Genomic DNA, 19,668 nt, shown 5'->3' with positions numbered 1-19,668 from the left:
CGCCTCGCGGCAGCCGCGCCATTCCTCAACCATCTCGGGATCAGCGATTGAACAAGGGCTTCTACATGGTCATGGCCGCGCAGGCCCTGTCGTCCATCGCGGACAATGCGCTGCTCATCGCTGCCATCGGACTGATCACCGACCTCGATGGTCCGGACTGGATGGCGCCCATGATGAAATGGTGGTTCGCCCTGGCCTACGTGGTGCTGGCCGCCTTTGTCGGCGCCTTCGCGGATGCCTTCCCCAAGGGCCGGGTCATGTTCGCCACCAACGCGCTCAAGACCTGTGGCTGTCTGCTGATGTTCAGCTACGGCGCCTTCGGACTGCACCACGGGCACCAGCTGATCCTGGTTTTCATCGCCTACACCATCGTCGGCATCGGCGCCGCGGCCTACTCCCCCGCCAAATACGGCATCGTTACCGAGATGCTGCCGCCTGAGCTGCTGGTCAAGGGCAACAGCTGGATCGAGGGCCTGACCGTGCTGTCGGTCATTGTCGGCACGGTGCTGGGCGGCTTGCTCATCAGTCCGTCGGTCTCGATCTGGCTGATGTCCTTCGACTGGGTCGACCATCTGACGAACAATTCCGCGCAAAGCGCCATCCTGATGATCGGGCTGGTCTACATCGCCGCCGCCGTGTGCAATCTGCTGATCCCCGACACGCACGCCTTCTACCCCCGCCAGCAGCCCCACCCCGTCGCGTTGATCCGCAATTTCGGCCGCTATGTCCGCATCCTGTGGTCTGACAAACTGGGCCAGATCTCGCTGGCGGTCACCACCCTGTTCTGGGGCGCGGGCGCGACCCTGCAATTCATCGTCATCGAATGGGGCGCCCAGCATCTGGGCTATCGTCTCGACCAGGCCTCCGTGCTGATGGGCGCGGCCGCTTTCGGCACCGTGATCGGTGCCATCTGCGCCGGCCGGGTCCCCCTGCGCCGCGCGCTGTCGGTCCTGCCGGTGGGGGTCGCCATGGGACTGGTGGTGCTGCTGATGCCGATCGTCCACGCGACCTGGGCGGTGTACTGCCTGTTGCTGCTCATCGGCGGACTGTCGGGCTTTTTCGTGGTGCCCATGAATGCCTTGCTGCAACACCGCGGCCACGTCCTGCTGTCGGCCGGCCATTCGATCGCCGTGCAGAATTTCAATGAGCAATTGAACATCCTGCTGATGCTGGCCATCTACAGCCTGATGCTGTGGCTGGGCCTGTCCATCAATCTGATCATCGCCCTGTTCGGCATTCTGGTGGCCTGCCTGATGCTCGTCTTCATCCAATGGAACCGGCTCAATCACCGCGCCGATCCCGGCTTGAGCCAGTCGATCGGCCAGACGGGTCACGGCACGGCATTGCACTGATCCGGCGGTGAATCGTCCGCACGGGCGCGGACCGCACCCCGTTCAGCTACGCCTCCTGATCCGCGTTCACCGCCCGCGCCAGACCCGCCAGGTCACGCCAGGCCTCGGCTTTCCAGGCGCATCGCACCAGCAGCGATGAGGGTTGATGCGTGACCCATACCGGAATCGGGTCGCCCTGATCGGGCGTGTGCCGATGTGGCCCACCACGCAATCCATCCAGATCCGCGTCCATGCCGGTCACGACCTGCGCGGCCACCCGGCCCAGTGCCAGAATCCAGCGGGGCCGCAGCAGCGCGATCTGCCGGCGCAGCCAGGGCAGACAGGCCGCAATCTCCTGCGGGGATGGCTCACGCCCGCCCACGGCGCGGCATTTGACCACATGGGTCAAGAAGACCGAATCGGCATGCGGCAGCCGCGCAGCCGCCAGCATGGCGGCCAACAGGCGCCCCTGATCGCCGAGAAACGGCTGGCCGGCCGTGTCGTCCTCGATGCCGGGCTGCTCGCCGATCACCAGGTAGTACGGCCGGACGGCCTGACCCGCTCCGGACACCGCCCGGGCGCGCTGGCCGTGGCGCTCGCACTGGCCGCAGGCCGATACCGCGAGCCCCAGCGCAGCCACATCCGGGCAATCCGTCGGCGCAGCGACCTCGACGGCCGGCGCCTGAGGCGCGACACGCGCCAGCGGAGACGGGGCTTGCCCGGCCAGGGCTTCGCCATGTCCGGCCGTGGCTCGGGCATGCCCGGCGGGGGGACGGCCCTCCCCCGGCGCGTCCTGCGCGGGAACGGACGCCGATACCGCCGGAGCGGGCCCGGCCGCCCGCTGCGTACGGGTCGCCAGCCAATGCGTATCCAGTCCGATTTCGGACAGCCAGGCGATCTGGCCCGGACGCAGCAAGGCGCGCGGCATCATGCGGCGTCCGCCTGCAACGCCAGGGTCATGACCCAGGCGTCCTCGCGGCCCTGGGCCGCCGGATAATAACCGCGCCGCACGCCGACCCGGGAAAAGCCATGCCGCTGGTAGAAAGCGATCGCATGCGCGTTGCTGGGACGAACTTCGAGGGTCAGCGCCGGCAGGCCGGTCTGGCGGCAATGGTCGACGCAACGGCGCAGCAGACGCGCGCCCGCCCCTTGACGCTGAGCATCCGGCCGCACCCCGATGACCAGCAAATGCGCCATGTCCGGCGCGTCCATCACCAGCGCAAAACCGAGCATCGCTCCCATGCGGCGCACCACCCAGCCGCGATAGCCGGCCGTCAGGCCATCGGCGAAATTTTTCCGGGTCCAGGGAAAGGACTGCACCTGGCTTTCGATGGCGGCAACCTCATCGATATCGGAAGCCGTCATGTCGTGCAGGGTCAGGGTCGCGGCATCGACCTGGGGGTTGCCCCCGAGACCGCCGGCCCGCTCGACCGTGGTGTAGGCCACCTTGTCGCGCACATAGGCGGGGGCCGCCAGGGCGGGGTCCACCGCCCGCCCTTTGCGCCAGGCGCTTTCCGCCAGCCGGGCAATGGTGCCTGCCTGGGCATGCACGCCCTCCGGCGTCGGGGATGCGCGCCGCGCGCCCAGGGCCTCGAGCTCGCGATCCAGCCCGGGAAAGACATCGAGCGCATCGCCATGCACCGTCCAGCCGCCGCCCGCCCGCATGCCCCAGCCGGCTGATTCGCGGGCGGCCCAGGCCGCCACGTCGGCGCGGGCCAGCAAGGCGGGCGCCCGCAGCGTCACCCAGTCCGCGCCATCGATCCGGTAGGCAGCCGCGTAGACCTCGTTCATGCGGGCGTCCTGCACCACCACATGAACCCCGGCGGGATCCTCGCCTGCCCCCTGCAGCGCCACCGCGCACAGGGAATCCACCGGCAGCACGGGAATACCCAGCGCCATGGCCAGGCCCTGCGCCACCCCACAGGCCACGCGCAGGCCCGTGAATCCCCCCGGCCCCTGGCCGAAGGCGACGGCGGTCAGATCGGACCGGGCCAGGCCGGCCTGGTCCAGCAGGCCCCAGGCCATGGGCAGGATGCGTTCAGCATGGGCGCTGCGGCCCTCGTGCATGGCCGTGCGCAGCCGCGTGCGGCCGGCCGTCCGTGACAGCAGCGCGACACCGCACAAAATGCTTGATGTCTCAAACGCTAGAATGTGAAAATCGTCCATGGCCCGGCCATTTTAAAGGAGAGGCCGCCGCAGCCGTTTTGTTTCAAAAACGAAGACCAAACGATTCTTATGTAATTTGTTGTGTAAGCACTGGAACCCCTCTATTCGTCCCTGTTACATTTTCCGCATGAACACGCAAACCCAGACCCTCTCCCGCAAAATTCTCATCGTTGACGATGATCCCAGACTGCGCGATCTGCTGCGCCGATATCTGTCTGAACAGGGCTTCAACGTGTATGTCGCCGAGGACGCCAAGGAAATGGCCAAGCTCTGGCAGCGGGAACATTTCGACCTCCTGGTGCTGGACCTGATGTTGCCTGGAGAAGACGGCCTGTCGATCTGCCGACGGCTGCGAGGCAATCACGACAACACGCCCATCATCATGCTGACCGCCAAGGCCGAGGAAATCGACCGGATCGTCGGCCTCGAGATGGGCTCCGACGATTACCTCACCAAGCCCTTCAATCCGCGCGAGCTGCTGGCCCGCGTCAACGCCATTCTGCGCCGGCGCGGCACCGAGGAACACCCCGGCGCCCCCAGCCAGGAAAACGAATCCGTCGAATTCGGCCCCTATGTGCTGAATCTGTCCACCCGCACCCTGATGCGCAGCGGCGAGGCCGTGCCCATCACCACCGGCGAATTCTCCGTCCTCAAGGTTTTCGCCCGCCACCCAAAAGTCCCGCTCTCGCGCGACAAGCTCATGGAACTGGCCCGGGGCCGCGAATACGAGGCGTTCGACCGCAGTCTGGACGTCCAGATCTCGCGACTGCGCAAGCTCATCGAGCCCAATCCCTCCAAACCGGTCTTCATCCAGACGGTCTGGGGGCTGGGCTATGTGTTCGTCCCCGACGGCGGCCAGTAAACTCTTATCCGTTCTCCGGATGCGCGCCCGCCGGCAGCGGCCCGTCCGGCCAGACCAACGGAGTACGAGGCCCCCATGACTTTTCTGAAGCAGCTCGGGCGCGTCTTCCGGCCTTGGCTGCGGCTCGGGCTGTTGAGTCGCTCTTTCGTCCTCATCGCCTTTCTGATGCTGGTCAGTCTGGGCGCGTGGCTGCAGATCGTCTTCAACATCGAGGAAGGCCCTCGCGCCGCGCAGCTCGCGCAGCGGATCGCCACCACGGTCAGCATCACACGCTCGGCCCTGATCTACGCCGCGCCACCCGAGCGCCCTTCCCTGCTGCTGGATCTGGCCACGCAGGAAAGCCTGCGCGTCCAGCCCCGCGAACGCGCCGACATCCTCGAGCCACTGCCTCATTCCAGCTACTGGAACAACGTCTCCGGCGAGGTCCGCAAGCGCCTGGGCAACGAGACCGCCATCATGTGGTCGGTCAATCAGGCCCCGGGCATCTGGATCAGTTTCAACATCAACGAGGACCTGTACTGGCTGGTCTTCGACCGCGACCAGCTGCGCCTGACCACCGGCCGCGAATGGCTGGGCTGGGTGGCGGCCTCCCTGACGCTGGCCCTGCTGGGCGCGGCCATCAGCGTGCGCTTCATCAATCAGCCGCTGTCCCAGCTGGCCAAGGTCGCCCAGCAACTGGCGCGCGGCATGACGCCGACCCCGCTGCCCGAAAAAGGACCGGTCGAGATCCGCGACATGAACATCGCCTTCAACCGCATGGCGCGCGACCTGAGGCAAAACGAAGCCGACCGGGAAATCATGCTGGCGGGGATTTCCCACGACCTGCGCACCCCCCTGGCGCGCATCCGCCTGGAAATCGAAATGAGCCACATGACGGACGAGGCCCGCCAGGCCATCGACGATGATCTGGCCCAGATCAACCACAGCATCGGACAGTTGATGGAATACGCGCGACCAGCCGGCCACGTGCCGGAGGCCGGCATCGACGTCTCGCTGGTGCTGAAAGAACTGTTCGAGCGCGAACGCAGCCATACCGAATCCCTGGGCGGCGAAATGGACGCCTCCATCCAGCCCAATCTGCAGGCGCGGATCAGCGCCAACGATCTCAAGCGCATCGTCAGCAACCTGATCGAAAACGCCCGCCGCTATGGCCGCAGCGCCAGTGACCAGCGCGCCCACATCAGCCTGGTCGCCTACCAGAGCGGCAACCATCTGACCATCGAGGTCCGGGATCAGGGCGTCGGCATCCCCCAGACCGACATCCAGCGCCTGCTGCGCCCCTTCTCGCGCGGCGAATCCGCCCGCACCGGCGTCAGTGGCGCGGGCCTGGGCCTGTCCATCGTCGAACGGCTGCTGGGTCAGGTCGGCGGCAAGTTCACGCTCGTGCCCAATGCGCCCCGGGGCCTCCTGGCCCGCATCGAGATCCCAAAGGTCAAGCCGCAGGGAAAAGCCTGACACCCCCTCCCACGAAGACGCGCGGCACGGCAGGCCGGACCATAGCGTAGAATGGAATGCCGGCTGCGATGGCCGCGCATTTCTCAGGAGCCCCGATGAAAACCATAGGCGACAAGCTCGAGGCCTTCCACGTCACCGGCGTCAAACCCGGATTCAATCAGCACGAGGAAAACGGCGTCTCGGCCTTCGAGGACATTACGGAATCATCCTTCCCAGGCAAATGGAAGGTGATCTATTTCTACCCCAAGGACTTCACCCAGGTCTGCCCCACGGAAATCGTCGGCTTCAACGCCCTGGCGGACGCATTCGAAGAACGCGGCGCCGTGCTCATGGGCGGTTCGACCGACAATGAATACGTCAAGCTCGCCTGGCGCCGCGCCAGTCCCGAACTGGGCAAACTCAATCACTACCAGTTCAGCGACACAGCGGGCGCGCTGGTCGATCCGCTGGGCATCCGCGAAAAATCCGAAGGCGTCGCCCTGCGCGCCACCTTCATCGTCGACCCGGACAACATCATCCAGCATGTGTCGGTCAACAATTTCGATGTCGGCCGCAATCCCGAAGAAACCCTGCGCGTGCTCGACGCGCTGCTGACCGAGGGGCTGTGCGCCTGCAACCGTCCCATCGGGGGGACGACCCTGTAAACCCTAAGGGCTCGCCGGATCGGCCGGGGGCTCGGCGCGGGCCAGCAATGCCACGACGCTGGCCGCGATGCCCTCGCCACGCCCCAGATGGCCCAGCCCCTCATTGGTCTTGGCCTTGATGTTGACCACCGCCGACTCGATCCCCAGATCGCTGGCGATGCAGGCGGCCATGGCCGGCGCGTGGGGAGCGATCTTGGGGGCCTGGGCGTGTATCGTGGCGTCCACATTGACGACCTCCCAGCCCGCCTCGCGGGCCAGGCGCGCCGCCTCGCGCAAAAACAGACGGCTGTCGGTCCCGGCCCAGCGGGGATCACAATCCGAGAAATGGCGGCCGATGTCCCCCAGCCCCGCCGCGCCGAGCACGGCGTCCGTGACCGCATGCAGCAGCACATCCGCGTCGGAATGGCCGACCAGGCCCCGCTCGTAGGGGATGGACACACCGCCGATGATCAGCGGCCGGCCCTCGGCCAGCACGTGCAGGTCATGGCCCTGGCCGATGCGGAATGGAAAGGAAGACGTCATGATGAGACTGCTCCAGTGGAATGCCGCTCAACGGCCAGGCGGCGCATGGGCCGCCGCCAGCCGCTCCTCGAACCAGAGGAAATCCTCCGGCCAGGTCAGCTTGTCATTGATCCGCGCCCCACGCACCAGCAAGGGCGCCCGGTCGGCGGAGCAAGCCAGCTCCACGGCCGAAGCCTCATCGGTCACCAGGGGATCACCGGCGCACGCCTCCAGCGCCACCCGCAATTCCCCGGCACGAAACATCTGCGGCGTCTGGGCCAGCCACAAGCCCTTGCGCGGCAGCGTCCGCGCCACCCGGGAAAAATCTCCCGATACGCCCCCTCCTTGCTTGACCGTGTCGGCTACCGGCAAGGCCAGCAGCCCGCCACGATCCTGCGACTGGCAGGCATCGATCAAGCGTCCCAGGACATCGGCCGGCAGGCCCGGCCGGGCCGCATCATGCACCAGCACCCAGGTCTCGTCGGCCAGCGCCGCATCCCGCAGCGCGGCACGCACGGTCTCTGCCCGTGTCGGCCCGCCGCAGGGCCGCCAGACCGTACGCGGCAGCCCGGCCAGCGCCGCATCCACCCAGGGATCACCGGCGACCACTGCCACCCGGACCTGTCCGATACGGGGATCGGCCAGCAATGCCTGCACGGCATGACGCAACATGGGCGCATCACCCAGGCGGCGGTATTGTTTGGGCCGGCCCTCGGGGTCGGCGGCGCGCGCGCCGATACCGGCGGCCGGCACCAGGGCGATCAGGGATGGCCTTGTTTTCATGGGAAACAATTTTAGCCTACCGAAAACGCATATCCCGGGCCAGCGCACGCGCCGCCCCCCGGGGAGAAAGGCACCCACGGGATCCGGAAAAACCACATAACCGGCGAAGGTCCATGAAAACCGTTCCGCCACTGGACGCAGGATCGCTGCCCATGCTCTGTAAAATAACGGCATTTGAATGGCGGCCTTGCCAGCCTGGAGCCCCGAATCCCATGTCCATGAATGCCTCCGAACTGATCCAGCTCAGTCCCGTCATGCCGGTCATCGTGGTTCACGACGCCGAGACCGCCGTGGACCTGGCGCGCGCCCTGGTCGCGGGCGGCATCCGCACACTGGAAATCACCCTGCGTTCGGCCGCCGCGCTGGACGCCATCGCCGCCATCCAGGCGCAAGTCCCCAACGCCGTGGTCGGCGTGGGCACCGTGCGCACGCCCGGGCAGCTCGAGGCCGCCGTGCACGCGGGCGCCCGCTTTGGCATCAGCCCGGGACTGACCGAATCACTGGCGCGCACCGCGCGCGACGCAGGCATCCCTTTTCTGCCGGGCGTCTCCACAGCATCCGAGGCCATGCGCGCGGCGGAACTGGGCTTCCAGGTGCAAAAACTGTTCCCGGCCGAGGCCGTGGGCGGCGTCGCGCTGCTCAAGGCCTTGCATGGCCCCCTGCCCGACCTGACCTTCTGCCCCACCGGGGGCATCCACGCGGGCAACGCGGCCCAGTACCTGGCACTGCCCAACGTCGGCTGTGTCGGCGGATCCTGGCTGACGCCGGCAGCGGCCATTAAGTCCCGTCAGTGGGACGCCATTACCGTCCTCGCCCGTCAGGCCTCGGCCCTCTCCGCAGGGTGAACTCAGTCCAGAGGATAGGCCGCCGCAGGCGCCTCGCCTCGCAGCACCTGCAGCAGATTGTCGACCGCCATGACCGCCATGGCCGTGCGCGTCTCGTGCGTGGCCGAACCGACATGCGGCAGCGCCAGGATGCGCGGATGGTCGCGCAGCGGTGAATCCAGCGGCAGGGGTTCGACATCGAACACATCCAGCCCGGCGGCGCGCAGCCGGCCGCTGTCCAAGGCATCCAGCAGGGCGCGCTCCTGGACGATGGGGCCGCGCGCGCCATTGATCAGAATCGCGCCGGGCTTCATATGGGCGAATGCCTCGGGTCCGATCAGCCCCCGCGTGGCCTCGGTCAATGGCAGCACCAGCACGACGAAATCGGCCGCCTCCAGCAATGCGTCCAGCCCGGCGGCCCGCGCCATTCCGGGTGGCAGGCCGCTTTCGACCGGGCGGCGCGCGTGATAGATCACCGGCATGCCGAAACCCAGAGCCGCCCGGCGGGCCAGCGCCTGCCCGATCCGGCCATAGCCGACAATGCCCAGCGTCTTGCCATGCACGTCCCATCCATATTCCTCGGGCCCCACATTCTGCCGCCAGCGGCCGTCACGCACCAGGTTCGCCATGTCGCACAGGCGGCGGCTGGTGGCCAGCACCATGCCGAACAACAGATCCGCGACCGATTCCGTCAGCACCCCCGGCGTATGGCACAGCACAATGCCGCGCTCACGCAAGGCGGCCAGCGGATAAACATCGACCCCGACCGAGATACTGGACACCACCCGCAGGGACGGCGCCCGGTCCAGCAGCGTGGCATCCAGGCGGAAGCTGGAGCCGATCATGCCCTGGACCCGGCCCAGCGCCCGGAAGAACGCCTCCCGCTGATCCTCGCGCCGGGGATCGGCCAGGATGACGTCGTGCTCAGCCTGAATCCGTGCCAACTGCGGCCCGGGCAGATCGCGGTAGACGAGGACGGTATGTCGTGACATGTCAGACTCTCAAGAAAACAATCTCGCCGGCAGGCGCGATGACAGCCGCTACAGCCCGGCCTGTTGCAACACCGCTCGCGTCGGCAAGCCTTCGGTATCGCCCGGCACCTGCACAGCGCGGGCGCCGATCCAGGCGCCACGCATCACGGCGCGATCCAACGGCAGGCCTTCGAGCAGGCCACTGATCACCCCCACGGCAAACCCGTCCCCCGCCCCCACCGTATCCACCACACGGGGCACCGGACAGGCCGGCACATGACCACGGCGCGCGCCATCATCGTAATACGCCCCGTCGGGGCCAAGCTTGACGATCACCAGGCGCGCGCCCAGATCCAGGTAAAAGCGCGCAATCGCCTCGGGCGTGTGCTCGCCCGTCAGCAGGCGGCCTTCCTCGATGCCTGGAAGCACCCAGTCCGCCAGCGCGGCCAGTTCGTGGATGCCCTGACGCATGGCCTCGGTCGAAGCCCACAGCGAAGGTCGCAGATTGGTATCGAAGGAGACGCTCCGGCCAGCCTCTCGCATCAGGCGCATGGCCTGCCCCATGACGTCGAAACTGTCTGCCGACACGGCCGCGAACACCCCGGTGGCATGCAGGTGGCGCGCCGACAGCAGCCAGTCCCGGTCCACATCGCCCGGGCGCATGCGGCTGGCTGCCGAACCGGCGCGATGATATTCGACCGCGGGGTCGCTGCCATCCATGACCCGGTCCTTGAACAGCATGCCGGTTCGTTCCCCCGGCGCCAGAATCACCTGCGAGCAATCCACGCCCTCGCCTCGCAGGCTGTCGAGCAGATAACGGCCCATGGAGTCCTGTCCCAGGCGGCTGCCCCAGCCCACCCGCAGGCCCAGCCGCGCCAGCCCGATGGCCACGTTGGTCTCCGCCCCTGCCGTGCGCTTGTGAAAGACATCCACCTGTTCCAGCGGCCCGGGCTGTCCGGCCACCAGCATCACCATAGCCTCGCCCAGCGTGACGACATCGAACGATTCACTCACAGTCATAAAAAGACGGCTCCTTTCGGCATGTCAGGGCAAGACCGCGCCCGCCGGCGCATCAGGGAAAGAACGCTCCAGCCGGCGCAAGGCAACCAGCGCCTGACCAGTGACCCGCACGAGATCCGCGCCGGTCAAAGGATACTCGATGGCCCGGGGCGACATGACGGGCAGCGCCCGCAGCACCGCGCGCCAGGGCGCGGCGGAGGATTCCAGCGGCACGGCCACCCAGCGGTCGGGGCCGCGCAGCACCCCCTTGCAATGCACATAGCGGATCCGGGACGCAAAGGCGTCGGCCGCCCGCAGGGGACATTCGCCCACCCAATGCCAGTTGCCCATGTCGAAGGTCATGCCCAGCAGCATCCCGGCCTCATCGGTCGCGCGGAAAAACGCCGTCAACGCGGGAATCGTCCCCGCGGATTCGGTCTGGTCGTTCTCGATCAGCAATTCGACCGGCCGGCCGGCCAGCATCGCCTGCAACGCGCCCAGGCCAGACAGCGCATCGGGCCCGAAGCCGCCGATCGACATTTTCAACCAGCCGGCGCCCAGCCTTTCGGCGCGATCCAGACTTTCCCGGACCGCTGCCGCGTCGAAACAGCCCGCGGCATCCCACAGGCCCGACGGACTCGAATAGACCCGCGCCAGGCCTGCCTCGTCAGCCCAGGCCGCCAATACGTCGAGTTCGCGGTTCACGTCGTCGCGCAGCAGTTCGCCACGCACCTCGATCCCGTCGGCGCCGGCCTCGGCGGCCAGACGGGCGAAAAAAGCCTGGCCATGAAGGCGGACGGCGTCCGCGCCAAAGGCCGTCAGGGAAACCAGCGCACCACGCGCCGGGATCTGCGCATGCATGGTCGCGCCTCAGTGATTCAGAATCTGGCCGAGGAAACTGCGCGTTTTCTCATGACTCGGCGCGTCGAAGAACTGATCCGGCGGCGCCTGCTCGATGATGCGCCCGTCGGCCATGAAAATCACCCGGTCGGCCACACTGCGGGCAAAGCCCATCTCGTGGGTCACGCACAGCATGGTCATGCCCTCGCGCGCCAGGCCGATCATGGTGTCGAGAACCTCTTTGACCATTTCCGGATCGAGCGCGGAAGTGGGCTCGTCGAACAGCATGACCTTGGGCGTCATGCACAGCGCACGGGCAATCGCCACGCGCTGCTGCTGCCCCCCTGACAACTGGCTGGGATATTTGTGCGCCTGCTCGGCGATCCGCACACGCGACAGATACTCCATCGCCAGGGCCTCGGCCTGATCGGCTTTCAGCCCCCGCGACCGCATCGGCGCCAGCATGCAATTGCGCAGCACCGTCATGTGGGGGAACAGGTTGAACTGCTGGAACACCATGCCGACTTCCTGGCGCACGGCATCGACCCCGCGCCCATCGGCACCCAGGGTGATGCCGTCCACCTCGATGCGCCCGTCCCGGATGGTTTCCAGGCCGTTGATGCAACGGATCAGGGTGGACTTGCCCGAGCCCGAGGGGCCGCAGATCACGATGCGTTCACCCGCCGCCACCGTCAGGTCGATGTCGGTCAGGGCATGAAACTGCCCGTACCATTTGTTGAGTTTCTCGATCTGGATGATCGGGGCGCCGGCAGGCGCATCCCGGGTCGAAGTCGCAGTCATGTCGGCGGACCGCAAGAGATCAGGATTGCTTCAGCGTCGGCAGCGGCGTGCCCAGCCATTTCTGGTAGAGCTTGCTGAATTCGCCGTTCTGCACGTTGCGATCGATCAGTTCATTGATGACCTTCAGGGTTTCGGGCTGTCCCGGACGCATGGCCACGGCCATTTCCTGCTGCAGCAGCACGAACTTGTTGTCGAAACGGTCCGGGGCGCGCTTGGCAATGCCGGCAGCGACCGTGGTCGAGCAGCCGATCGCATCGACCTGGCCGGACAGCAGCGCCTGCATGGCCGAAGCGTCATCGTCGAAGCGACGGACATCGGCGTCCTTGGGGGCGATCTTGGTGACCGCGATATCCTGGGTGCTGGCGCGCGCCACACCGATCCGCTTGCCCGACAGACCTTCCGGTCCGGAGATCTCGAGGTCCTTGCCACCGAACACCACGATCTGCGCGGCCGAGTACGGATGCGAGAACTGCACCTGTTTGGCGCGTTCCGGCGTGATCGCCAACGAGGCCACCAGCACATCGACCTTGTCGGTCAGCAGATAGGGAATGCGATTGGGGCCGGTCACCGGCACGAGTTTGACCTTGACGCCCAGATCCTTGGCCAACAGCCTGGCCACATCGGCATCGTAGCCGTCGGGCTGGTTTTCGGTGTTCATGATGCCGTAGGGCGGGAAATCGACCAGCATGCCGATGGTCAGCTCGCCCTTTTGTTTGACCTGATCGATGGTCTCGGCCGAGGCCGCGGGCGCCAGACCGATGGCCAGCGTGGCGCAGGTGGCCAGCAGGGCGCCGCCCAGGATGCCGCGTAACGTATGATTCTTGAACATGGAAGTCTCCGTGAGGTTGTCGGCCCGAGGCCTGTTGACATCGAAATGGGGCCGGACATGCCCCGTCATCCCGTCCGCCTATCCACGCGCCTGGGCAAGCGCCAGACGCTTTTCCATCCGCCCCGCCAGCAGCGACAACGGCCAGCACAGCAGAAAGTACAAGGCCGCCACGATGGAAAACACCACCATGGGCTCGAACGTGGCGTTGTTCACGATCTGCCCCGCACGGGTCAGCTCGGTGAATCCGATGATGGCTGCCAGCGACGTGCCCTTGATGACCTGGACCAGATAGCCGACCGTGGGCGGTACGGCGATCTTGAGCGCCTGAGGCAGGATCACATCGCGCAGGCGGTCTCGATAGCTCAGCCCCAGCGCGGCGGCGGCTTCCCATTGGCCGCGCGGAACGGCCTCGATGCAGCCGCGCCAGATCTCGCCCAGAAACGATCCCGCATTCAGCGTCAGGGCGACGGCGGCCGCCGTCCAGGGATCGACCTCGAAACCGATCACCGGCGCGCCAAAAAACACCAGGAACAGCTGCAACAGCAGGGGCGTGCCGCGAAACACCTGGATGAACCCCGTCGCCAGCGCCCGGGCCGTGCGGTTCGCGCCCGTGCGCGCCAGCGCCACGACCAGTCCGACCACCCCGCCGCCGATGAAGGCGATGATCGACAGCAGCACGGTCCATTGGGCGGCCTGCAGGATGTACCAGAAATCGGAGGAGCCGAAGGTTCTCATGCGCGGCCGTCCGGATAGCTCAGGTACCGGTCGTGGATCCGGCGGAAAACATAGGAAAAGCACAGCGTCAGCGCCAGATAGATCAGCGTGATGACGATGTAGATCTCGAAACTGCGGAAGGTCTCAGACTGCAAGGTGGCGGCCACCGAGGTCAGGTCATCGGCGGAGATCACCGACACCACGCTGGAAGCCAGCATCAGCAGGATGAACTGGCTGGTGAGCGCCGGATAGATGGCGCGCAGCGCAGGTTTAAGCACAATGAAGCGGAAGACCTCGATCCGGGTCAGGTTCAGGGCCAGGCCGGCTTCGATCTGCCCCCGGGGGATGGCCTCGATCCCGGCGCGGACGATTTCCGTGGCGTAAGCGCCCAGATTCACCGTCATGGCGACCAGCGCCGCTGTATAGGGCGACCAGCGCACGCCGACGGCTGGCAGCGCAAAAAAGAAAAAGAACAACTGCACCAGGAAAGGGGTGTTGCGGATGAGTTCGATGTAGACCTGGATCACCGTCCGGGCGATCGCCGGGCCGGCAGTCTTGCCCCAGGCGCACAGCACCGCCACCCCCAGGCCGAACAGCATGGCCAGGCCGGAGAGCTGAATCGTCATCCAGGTACCGCGCAGCAGCAGCGGCCACGCCTGGAAGACCGGACCAAACTGAAAGGTGTAATTCACGGCGGTTTACTGAAGAATTCGTGTCCATGAAACCGGTTTCATCGTACTGAAACAAGCCTGAAATGAAAATCAGTGCAAACCCTGGAATCCCCGTTCCCCGGACATGCCGCGCCTGCGGAACCCTGGTTCCGGGCGGGTCGCCTCCGCCTAGGCGGCCTGAGGCTGCGTCGAGCCTCGCGCGATCAGCGTGCCAGGCAGCCGGATCGAGCGGGCGGGCACCGCCAGGCCACCGATCCGCTCGATCAGACACTGCGCGGCCCGACCGCCCAGCGCATCCGTGGGTTGCGCCACCGCGCTGATGCCGGAGCCGACGTACGGGGCCCAGGGCGTGTCGTCGATGCTGATCAGGCCGAGATCCGGCCCCAGGCGCCAGCCCAGACGCGCCGCAGCGGCCACAACGCGCATGCTGACAATGCTGTTGCCGGCGATCACGGCGGGCGGAGGACGCCCTGCGTCGCGCAGGTTCCGCAGGGTACGCGTCAGCCTCTCGGCATCGTCGGCCCCCACCTCGATCGAACGGCCACGGGCCTGCGGACCCTGCGTGGCCAGACGCGCATCGAAGGCCCGGACGCGTTCGATCCGGGAACTGACCGATCCCAACGGCTCGGTAGCCAACAGGATGTCCCGATAGCCGGCCGCCATCAGATGATCGAAACAGGCATCGATGGCCTGGACATTGTCCAGGGACACGAAATCGACCTCCAGCCCCTGATGCAGACGATCGACCAGCACCACGGGCCGTCCTCCCAGAGCCGGCGAGAGCGCCGCCCCTTGTTCCAGGCCCATGGTATTGAGGATGAAGCCCTCGACCCGGTACGAAGACAGGACCTGCAGGCCCTCGCTTTCCCGCTCGCGCTCGTTGTCCAGATTGAACAGCATCATCAGGTAGCCCGCCTGGCGGCAGGCCTGTTCCGCCCCTTTGAGAACGGCGACGGAATAGGGATTGGTGATGTCGGCCACCACCAGGCCGATCAGCCGCGAACGCCCGCGCTTGAGCGCCCGGGCCATCGGACTGGGCGTGTAGACCAGGGCGGCGATCGCCGCCTCGACACGCTGGGCGATTTCCGGCGACAGCAGGGTGTCCCGGTGGTTGAGGAACCGCGACACCGTCGCCTTGGAGACCCCCGCATGACGGGCGACATCGGCGATCGTGCTGCGCGGCGGATGATGGCTCATGAGCGAAAAAGTCCGGAGAGCACGCGCCGGGCCGGATTCAGGCGGGCCGCGCGCGACTGCATGGAAGAAGCATTCATTGTAGTCACCCGGCAGGCCATGCCGGCGCACGAAACGCAGTCCGCCTCCGCGCCGCGATCCACCTTCGCATCACGACCCCTCTTCGCACCACGATCCGCCCGGACACCGTGATCCGCCTTGACGTCACGGCCCGCCTTTATACTGATGCCCTGATGACCATTCCCATTCTGCCCGCGTTGCGCGGCCACCTGCCCGGGTCGCGCCGCGCGGTCGCCTGCGCGAAAGAACCAAGAAAAACCTGACCGGCGCGCGTCAGCCGTCACCGCCCGATTCTCCATGGACCCCTCAATCGATATCCCGCCCCTGCCATCGACCGGCCCCACGCTCGCCGCTTTGCGCCCTGGCCAGCGTTACACGCAGCCCCGGCCGCCTGGATCGGGCGATGCCCTGCTGCTGGCCGCCCTGGCGCGTGAAGCCCGGCATCTGCTGGCCGCGTTCTGCGCCGATCCCCTGGCGGCACGGCGTCTGGCCGACGAGATTGCCCTGTTCGATCCGGATCTGCGCGTGCGCTTTCTGCCCGATTGGGAAACCCTGCCCTACGACAGCTTTTCGCCGCACCAGGATCTGATTTCCGAACGCCTGCGCACCCTGCACGCCCTGGGCCAGAGCGAGGTGGACATCCTGGTCGTCCCGATCACTACCGCCCTGGTCCGCCTGGCGCCGCCCGCCTTCCTGGCCGCCTATACCTTCCATTTCCGCCAGGGCGACGCGCTGGACGAGGAGCGCCTGCGCACCCAGCTGACCCTGGCCAATTACAGCCATGTGACCCAGGTGGGCGCACCGGGCGAATTCTGTATCCGGGGCGGCCTGATCGACCTGTTTCCCATGGGCTCGGCCCTGCCTTACCGCATCGATCTGTTCGACCGCGAGATCGAATCCATCCGCAGCTTCGATGGCGACACACAGCGCAGCCTGTACCCGGTCAAGGAAATCGAGTTGCTGCCCGGCCGCGAATTCCCCATGGACGAAGCCGCGCGCAACCGGTTCCGCGCGCGCTTTCGCGAGGTCTTTGAAGGCGACCCGTCGCGCGCCCTGCCCTACAAGGACATCGGCAACGGCATCGCCTTCGCCGGCATCGAGTATTACCTGCCGCTGTTCTTCGAACAGACCGCCACACTGTTCGACTATCTGCCACCCGACACCACCGCCGTCACGCTGGGCGATGTCCCGGCCGCCATCGTCCGCTTCACGCAAGACGCGCGCAACCGCTGGCAGTTCCTGAAATCCGATCCGGAACGTCCGGTGCTGCCACCCGACGCGCTGTTCCTGGACGACGAGACTTTTCACGGTCACCTGCGCGGCCTGGCGCGGCTGGCCTTCACGGACGAAGGCGCGCATCCGGACTTCGCCCCCTGCCCGGCGGCCGCCGTCAATCGCCGCGCCGACGACCCCCTGGCCGATCTGCGCCGCCACCTGGCCTCGACATCGCTGCGCACCGCGCTGTGCGTCGATTCCGCCGGCCGGCGGGAAACCATCGCGGAACTGCTGGCGGACTACCGGCTCAAACCCGACGCCATCTTCGATACGTGGCAGGACTGGCTGCGCAGCGAGGCACGTTTTTCATCGCCGGACCGCCCCGGGACAGTCCGCCCCTCCCCGGAGCGTGGCGGGCCGCGGACGCCGCGCAGCGGCGATTTCGCTCTAGTGGTCGCTCCGCTGTCGGGCGGGTTCCTGGCGCCCTCCTCCGGGCTGGCCGTGCTGACGGAAAACGATCTCTACCCTGCCCAGGCGGGCCGGCCGGCCCGCGCGCGCCACCGCCATGAGCGCATCAGCGATATTGACGCCATGGTGCGCGATCTGGCCGAACTGCATGTGGGCGATCCTGTGGTCCACGTGCAGCACGGCATCGGCCGCTACCATGGACTGGTCAACATGGACCTGGGCGAAGGTCCCATCGAACTGCTGCATCTCGAATATGCCCGCGACGCCACCCTGTACGTGCCAGTCTCGCAGCTGCACCTGATCGCCCGCTACAGCGGCGCCGATCCGGACCAGGCGCCGCTGCATCCACTGGGCTCCGGCCAATGGGAAAAAGCCCGCCGCAAGGCGGCCCGCCAGGCGCGCGACACCGCGGCTGAACTGCTCGCGCTGTACGCCTGCCGGGCCGCACGCGAAGGCCTCAATTTCAAATTCCCCGCCCGCGACTACCAGGCCTTCGCCGAAGGGTTCGGCTTTGAAGAAACCCCCGACCAGGCCGCCGCCATCACAGCGGTGATCCAGGACATGACCTCCGGCCGTCCCATGGACCGCCTGGTCTGCGGCGACGTCGGTTTCGGCAAGACCGAGGTCGCCCTGCGTGCGGCCTTCCTCGCTGTCATGAATGGCCGTCAGGTGGCGCTGCTGTGCCCCACCACGCTGCTGGCCGAACAGCATGCGCAGAATTTTGCCACCCGTTTCGCCGACTGGCCGGTCCGCATCGCCGAGCTCTCGCGTTTCCGGACCGGCAAGGAAACGGCCAAGGCCATTGCGGGCCTGGCCGAGGGCTCAGTGGACATCGTCATCGGCACGCACAAGATCCTGTCCAGGGACGTGCGCTACAAACAGCTTGGCCTGGTCATCATCGACGAGGAGCACCGTTTCGGCGTCCGCCAGAAGGAAGCCCTGAAGGCCCTGCGCGCCGAGGTCGATGTGCTGACCCTGACTGCCACGCCGATTCCACGCACCCTGGGCATGTCGCTGGAAGGCATCCGCGATTTTTCCGTGATCGCGACCGCGCCGCAAAAGCGGCTGGCCATCAAGACTTTCGTGCGCCGCGAGGATGGCAGCACCATCCGCGAAGCCATCCTGCGCGAACTCAAGCGCGGCGGACAGGTCTATTTCCTGCACAACGAGGTCGAGACCATCCACAACCGCCATGCGCGCTTGCAGGAGCTCGTCCCAGAAGCACGGATCGCCATCGCCCACGGCCAGATGGCCGAGCGCGAACTGGAGGAAGTCATGAAAAGCTTCTACCAGCAACGCTGCAACGTGCTGTTGTGCACCACCATCATCGAGACCGGCATCGACGTGCCCTCGGCCAACACCATCCTCATTCACCGGGCCGACAAGCTGGGCCTGGCGCAATTGCACCAGCTGCGCGGTCGGGTGGGCCGGTCCCACCATCAGGCCTACGCCTATATGCTCACCCCCGGCGAGGACGCCATCACCGCCAACGCCAAAAAGCGCCTGGAGGCCATCCAGGCCATGGAGGAACTGGGCGCGGGTTTCTTCCTGGCCATGCACGACCTGGAGATCCGCGGCAGCGGCGAGGTGCTGGGCGAATCGCAGTCCGGCAACATCCAGGAGATCGGCTACAGCCTGTACAACGACATGCTGGCCGCCGCCGTGCGCGCGCTGAAATCCGGCGAGGAGCCCGACCTGGATTCGCCCTTCGGCACCCAGTGCGAAGTCAATCTGCATACGCCGGCCCTGCTGCCCTCGGACTACTGCGCCGATGTGCAAGCGCGGCTGGGCCTGTACAAGCGTCTGGCGCATGCCGCCGATGCCGACACGCTCACGCTGCTGCAGGAAGAACTGATCGACCGCTACGGCAAGCTGCCCGAGGCCGGTCAGAACCTGCTGTCGCTGCATCGCCTGCGCCTGCTGGCCGAGCCGCTGGGCGTCATCAAGATCGACGCAGGCGAAACCCAGGCCTCGATCCAGTTCGCCGCCCAGCCCAACGTGGATCCGCTGCGCATCATCGAACTGGTGCAACAGGACCGTCAGATCCGCCTGAACGGCCCGGATCGACTGAAAATCGTCTTTGGCGGTGCCGTGGACGTCCCCGGCCGCACGCAGAAATTACGCGGTTTATTGCAGAAACTGGGCGGCGGGATCGCGTAGTCCGTCCTTTCGGCAGGTAGCGGCCTGCCGTTTTGACATCATTTTGTTTGAATTGATAATCGATATTGTTTAGAATTCGCTTCTCATTGTGGATATCTGTCAGACATTCCTCATTCCAGAGAGGGGAAATTCGCGTCGAAGCCTTTGACAGGCCCTGAAAACCACGCAGATCTTTCCACC

At 66.5% G+C, this 19,668-nt stretch carries 18 protein-coding genes; 6 read left to right on the top strand and 12 right to left on the bottom strand.

Annotation, left to right across the window (positions count from 1 at the left end):
• The first annotated feature begins 47 nt into the window (after positions 1 to 47).
• Complete coding sequence (gene lplT, locus ACK5JE_RS04980; protein WP_416800592.1) at positions 48 to 1,352, top strand: lysophospholipid transporter LplT; 1,305 nt, start codon at positions 48 to 50, stop codon at positions 1,350 to 1,352.
• A 46-nt stretch (positions 1,353 to 1,398) separates the two neighbouring features.
• Here the strand turns inward: lplT and ACK5JE_RS04975 are convergent, their stop codons facing one another.
• Complete coding sequence (locus ACK5JE_RS04975; RefSeq protein WP_416800591.1) at positions 1,399 to 2,262, bottom strand: uracil-DNA glycosylase family protein; 864 nt, start codon at positions 2,260 to 2,262, stop codon at positions 1,399 to 1,401.
• The gene (tsaB, locus tag ACK5JE_RS04970) at positions 2,259 to 3,497 is read right to left on the bottom strand and encodes a tRNA (adenosine(37)-N6)-threonylcarbamoyltransferase complex dimerization subunit type 1 TsaB (protein WP_416800590.1); all 1,239 of its coding nucleotides are present in this window, start codon (positions 3,495 to 3,497) and stop codon (positions 2,259 to 2,261) included. Before tsaB ends, ACK5JE_RS04975 begins: the two co-directional genes overlap by 4 nt.
• A gap of 127 nt (positions 3,498 to 3,624) precedes the next feature.
• Between tsaB and ompR the strand changes: the two genes are divergently transcribed.
• The 3 genes from ompR (at position 3,625) to ACK5JE_RS04955 (ending at position 6,458) form a co-directional block, all read left to right on the top strand.
• Positions 3,625 to 4,359, top strand: a complete 735-nt coding sequence (ompR, locus tag ACK5JE_RS04965; RefSeq protein ID WP_416800589.1) for a two-component system response regulator OmpR — start codon at positions 3,625 to 3,627, stop codon at positions 4,357 to 4,359.
• A 75-nt stretch (positions 4,360 to 4,434) separates the two neighbouring features.
• A complete protein-coding gene (locus tag ACK5JE_RS04960; RefSeq protein WP_416800588.1) occupies positions 4,435 to 5,814 on the top strand; it encodes an ATP-binding protein in 1,380 nt (459 codons plus the stop codon).
• A 95-nt stretch (positions 5,815 to 5,909) separates the two neighbouring features.
• Positions 5,910 to 6,458, top strand: a complete 549-nt coding sequence (locus tag ACK5JE_RS04955; protein ID WP_416800587.1) for a peroxiredoxin — start codon at positions 5,910 to 5,912, stop codon at positions 6,456 to 6,458.
• Positions 6,459 to 6,461: 3 nt separating this feature from the next.
• On the opposite strand, the gene ispF is transcribed toward ACK5JE_RS04955, so the two are convergent.
• The gene (ispF, locus tag ACK5JE_RS04950; RefSeq protein WP_416800586.1) at positions 6,462 to 6,980 is read right to left on the bottom strand and encodes a 2-C-methyl-D-erythritol 2,4-cyclodiphosphate synthase; all 519 of its coding nucleotides are present in this window, start codon (positions 6,978 to 6,980) and stop codon (positions 6,462 to 6,464) included.
• Positions 6,981 to 7,007: 27 nt separating this feature from the next.
• Positions 7,008 to 7,742, bottom strand: coding sequence for a 2-C-methyl-D-erythritol 4-phosphate cytidylyltransferase (locus tag ACK5JE_RS04945; protein ID WP_416800585.1), 735 nt, complete (start codon positions 7,740 to 7,742; stop codon positions 7,008 to 7,010).
• 218 nt (positions 7,743 to 7,960) lie between these two features.
• On the opposite strand from ACK5JE_RS04945, the gene eda reads away from it, so the two are divergent.
• The gene (eda, locus tag ACK5JE_RS04940) at positions 7,961 to 8,587 is read left to right on the top strand and encodes a bifunctional 4-hydroxy-2-oxoglutarate aldolase/2-dehydro-3-deoxy-phosphogluconate aldolase (RefSeq protein ID WP_416800584.1); all 627 of its coding nucleotides are present in this window, start codon (positions 7,961 to 7,963) and stop codon (positions 8,585 to 8,587) included.
• 2 nt (positions 8,588 to 8,589) lie between these two features.
• Here eda and ACK5JE_RS04935 read toward each other — a convergent pair whose 3' ends face one another.
• The 8 genes from ACK5JE_RS04935 to ACK5JE_RS04900 all read right to left on the bottom strand — a co-directional run bounded on the left by ACK5JE_RS04935 (position 8,590) and on the right by ACK5JE_RS04900 (position 15,696).
• Positions 8,590 to 9,558: a 2-hydroxyacid dehydrogenase gene (locus ACK5JE_RS04935; protein ID WP_416800583.1), complete on the bottom strand. Its 969-nt coding sequence runs from the start codon at positions 9,556 to 9,558 to the stop codon at positions 8,590 to 8,592.
• A 48-nt stretch (positions 9,559 to 9,606) separates the two neighbouring features.
• On the bottom strand, positions 9,607 to 10,557 hold the full coding sequence (locus tag ACK5JE_RS04930) for a sugar kinase (protein WP_416800582.1): 951 nt from the start codon (positions 10,555 to 10,557) through the stop codon (positions 9,607 to 9,609).
• Between the two features lie 24 nt (positions 10,558 to 10,581).
• Entirely contained in the window at positions 10,582 to 11,397 is an 816-nt protein-coding gene (locus ACK5JE_RS04925) for a sugar phosphate isomerase/epimerase family protein (RefSeq protein WP_416800581.1), read from the bottom strand.
• Between the two features lie 9 nt (positions 11,398 to 11,406).
• Positions 11,407 to 12,177: an amino acid ABC transporter ATP-binding protein gene (locus ACK5JE_RS04920; RefSeq protein ID WP_416800580.1), complete on the bottom strand. Its 771-nt coding sequence runs from the start codon at positions 12,175 to 12,177 to the stop codon at positions 11,407 to 11,409.
• Between the two features lie 19 nt (positions 12,178 to 12,196).
• Positions 12,197 to 13,006 (bottom strand): transporter substrate-binding domain-containing protein, encoded by an 810-nt coding sequence (locus ACK5JE_RS04915; protein WP_416800579.1) that lies wholly within the window; start codon positions 13,004 to 13,006, stop codon positions 12,197 to 12,199.
• Between the two features lie 78 nt (positions 13,007 to 13,084).
• A complete protein-coding gene (locus ACK5JE_RS04910; RefSeq protein ID WP_416800578.1) occupies positions 13,085 to 13,741 on the bottom strand; it encodes an amino acid ABC transporter permease in 657 nt (218 codons plus the stop codon).
• Entirely contained in the window at positions 13,738 to 14,412 is a 675-nt protein-coding gene (locus tag ACK5JE_RS04905) for an amino acid ABC transporter permease (protein WP_416800577.1), read from the bottom strand. Before ACK5JE_RS04905 ends, ACK5JE_RS04910 begins: the two co-directional genes overlap by 4 nt.
• A gap of 147 nt (positions 14,413 to 14,559) precedes the next feature.
• A complete protein-coding gene (locus ACK5JE_RS04900; protein ID WP_416800576.1) occupies positions 14,560 to 15,696 on the bottom strand; it encodes a LacI family DNA-binding transcriptional regulator in 1,137 nt (378 codons plus the stop codon).
• Positions 15,697 to 15,942: 246 nt separating this feature from the next.
• On the opposite strand from ACK5JE_RS04900, the gene mfd reads away from it, so the two are divergent.
• The gene (mfd, locus tag ACK5JE_RS04895) at positions 15,943 to 19,488 is read left to right on the top strand and encodes a transcription-repair coupling factor (RefSeq protein WP_416800575.1); all 3,546 of its coding nucleotides are present in this window, start codon (positions 15,943 to 15,945) and stop codon (positions 19,486 to 19,488) included.
• The last annotated feature ends 180 nt before the right edge of the window (positions 19,489 to 19,668 follow it).

The sequence above is a fragment of the Castellaniella sp. genome (assembly GCF_047971665.1).
Lineage (GTDB): Bacteria > Pseudomonadota > Gammaproteobacteria > Burkholderiales > Burkholderiaceae_B > Castellaniella.
This window is presented reverse-complemented; position numbering and strand designations above follow the sequence as displayed.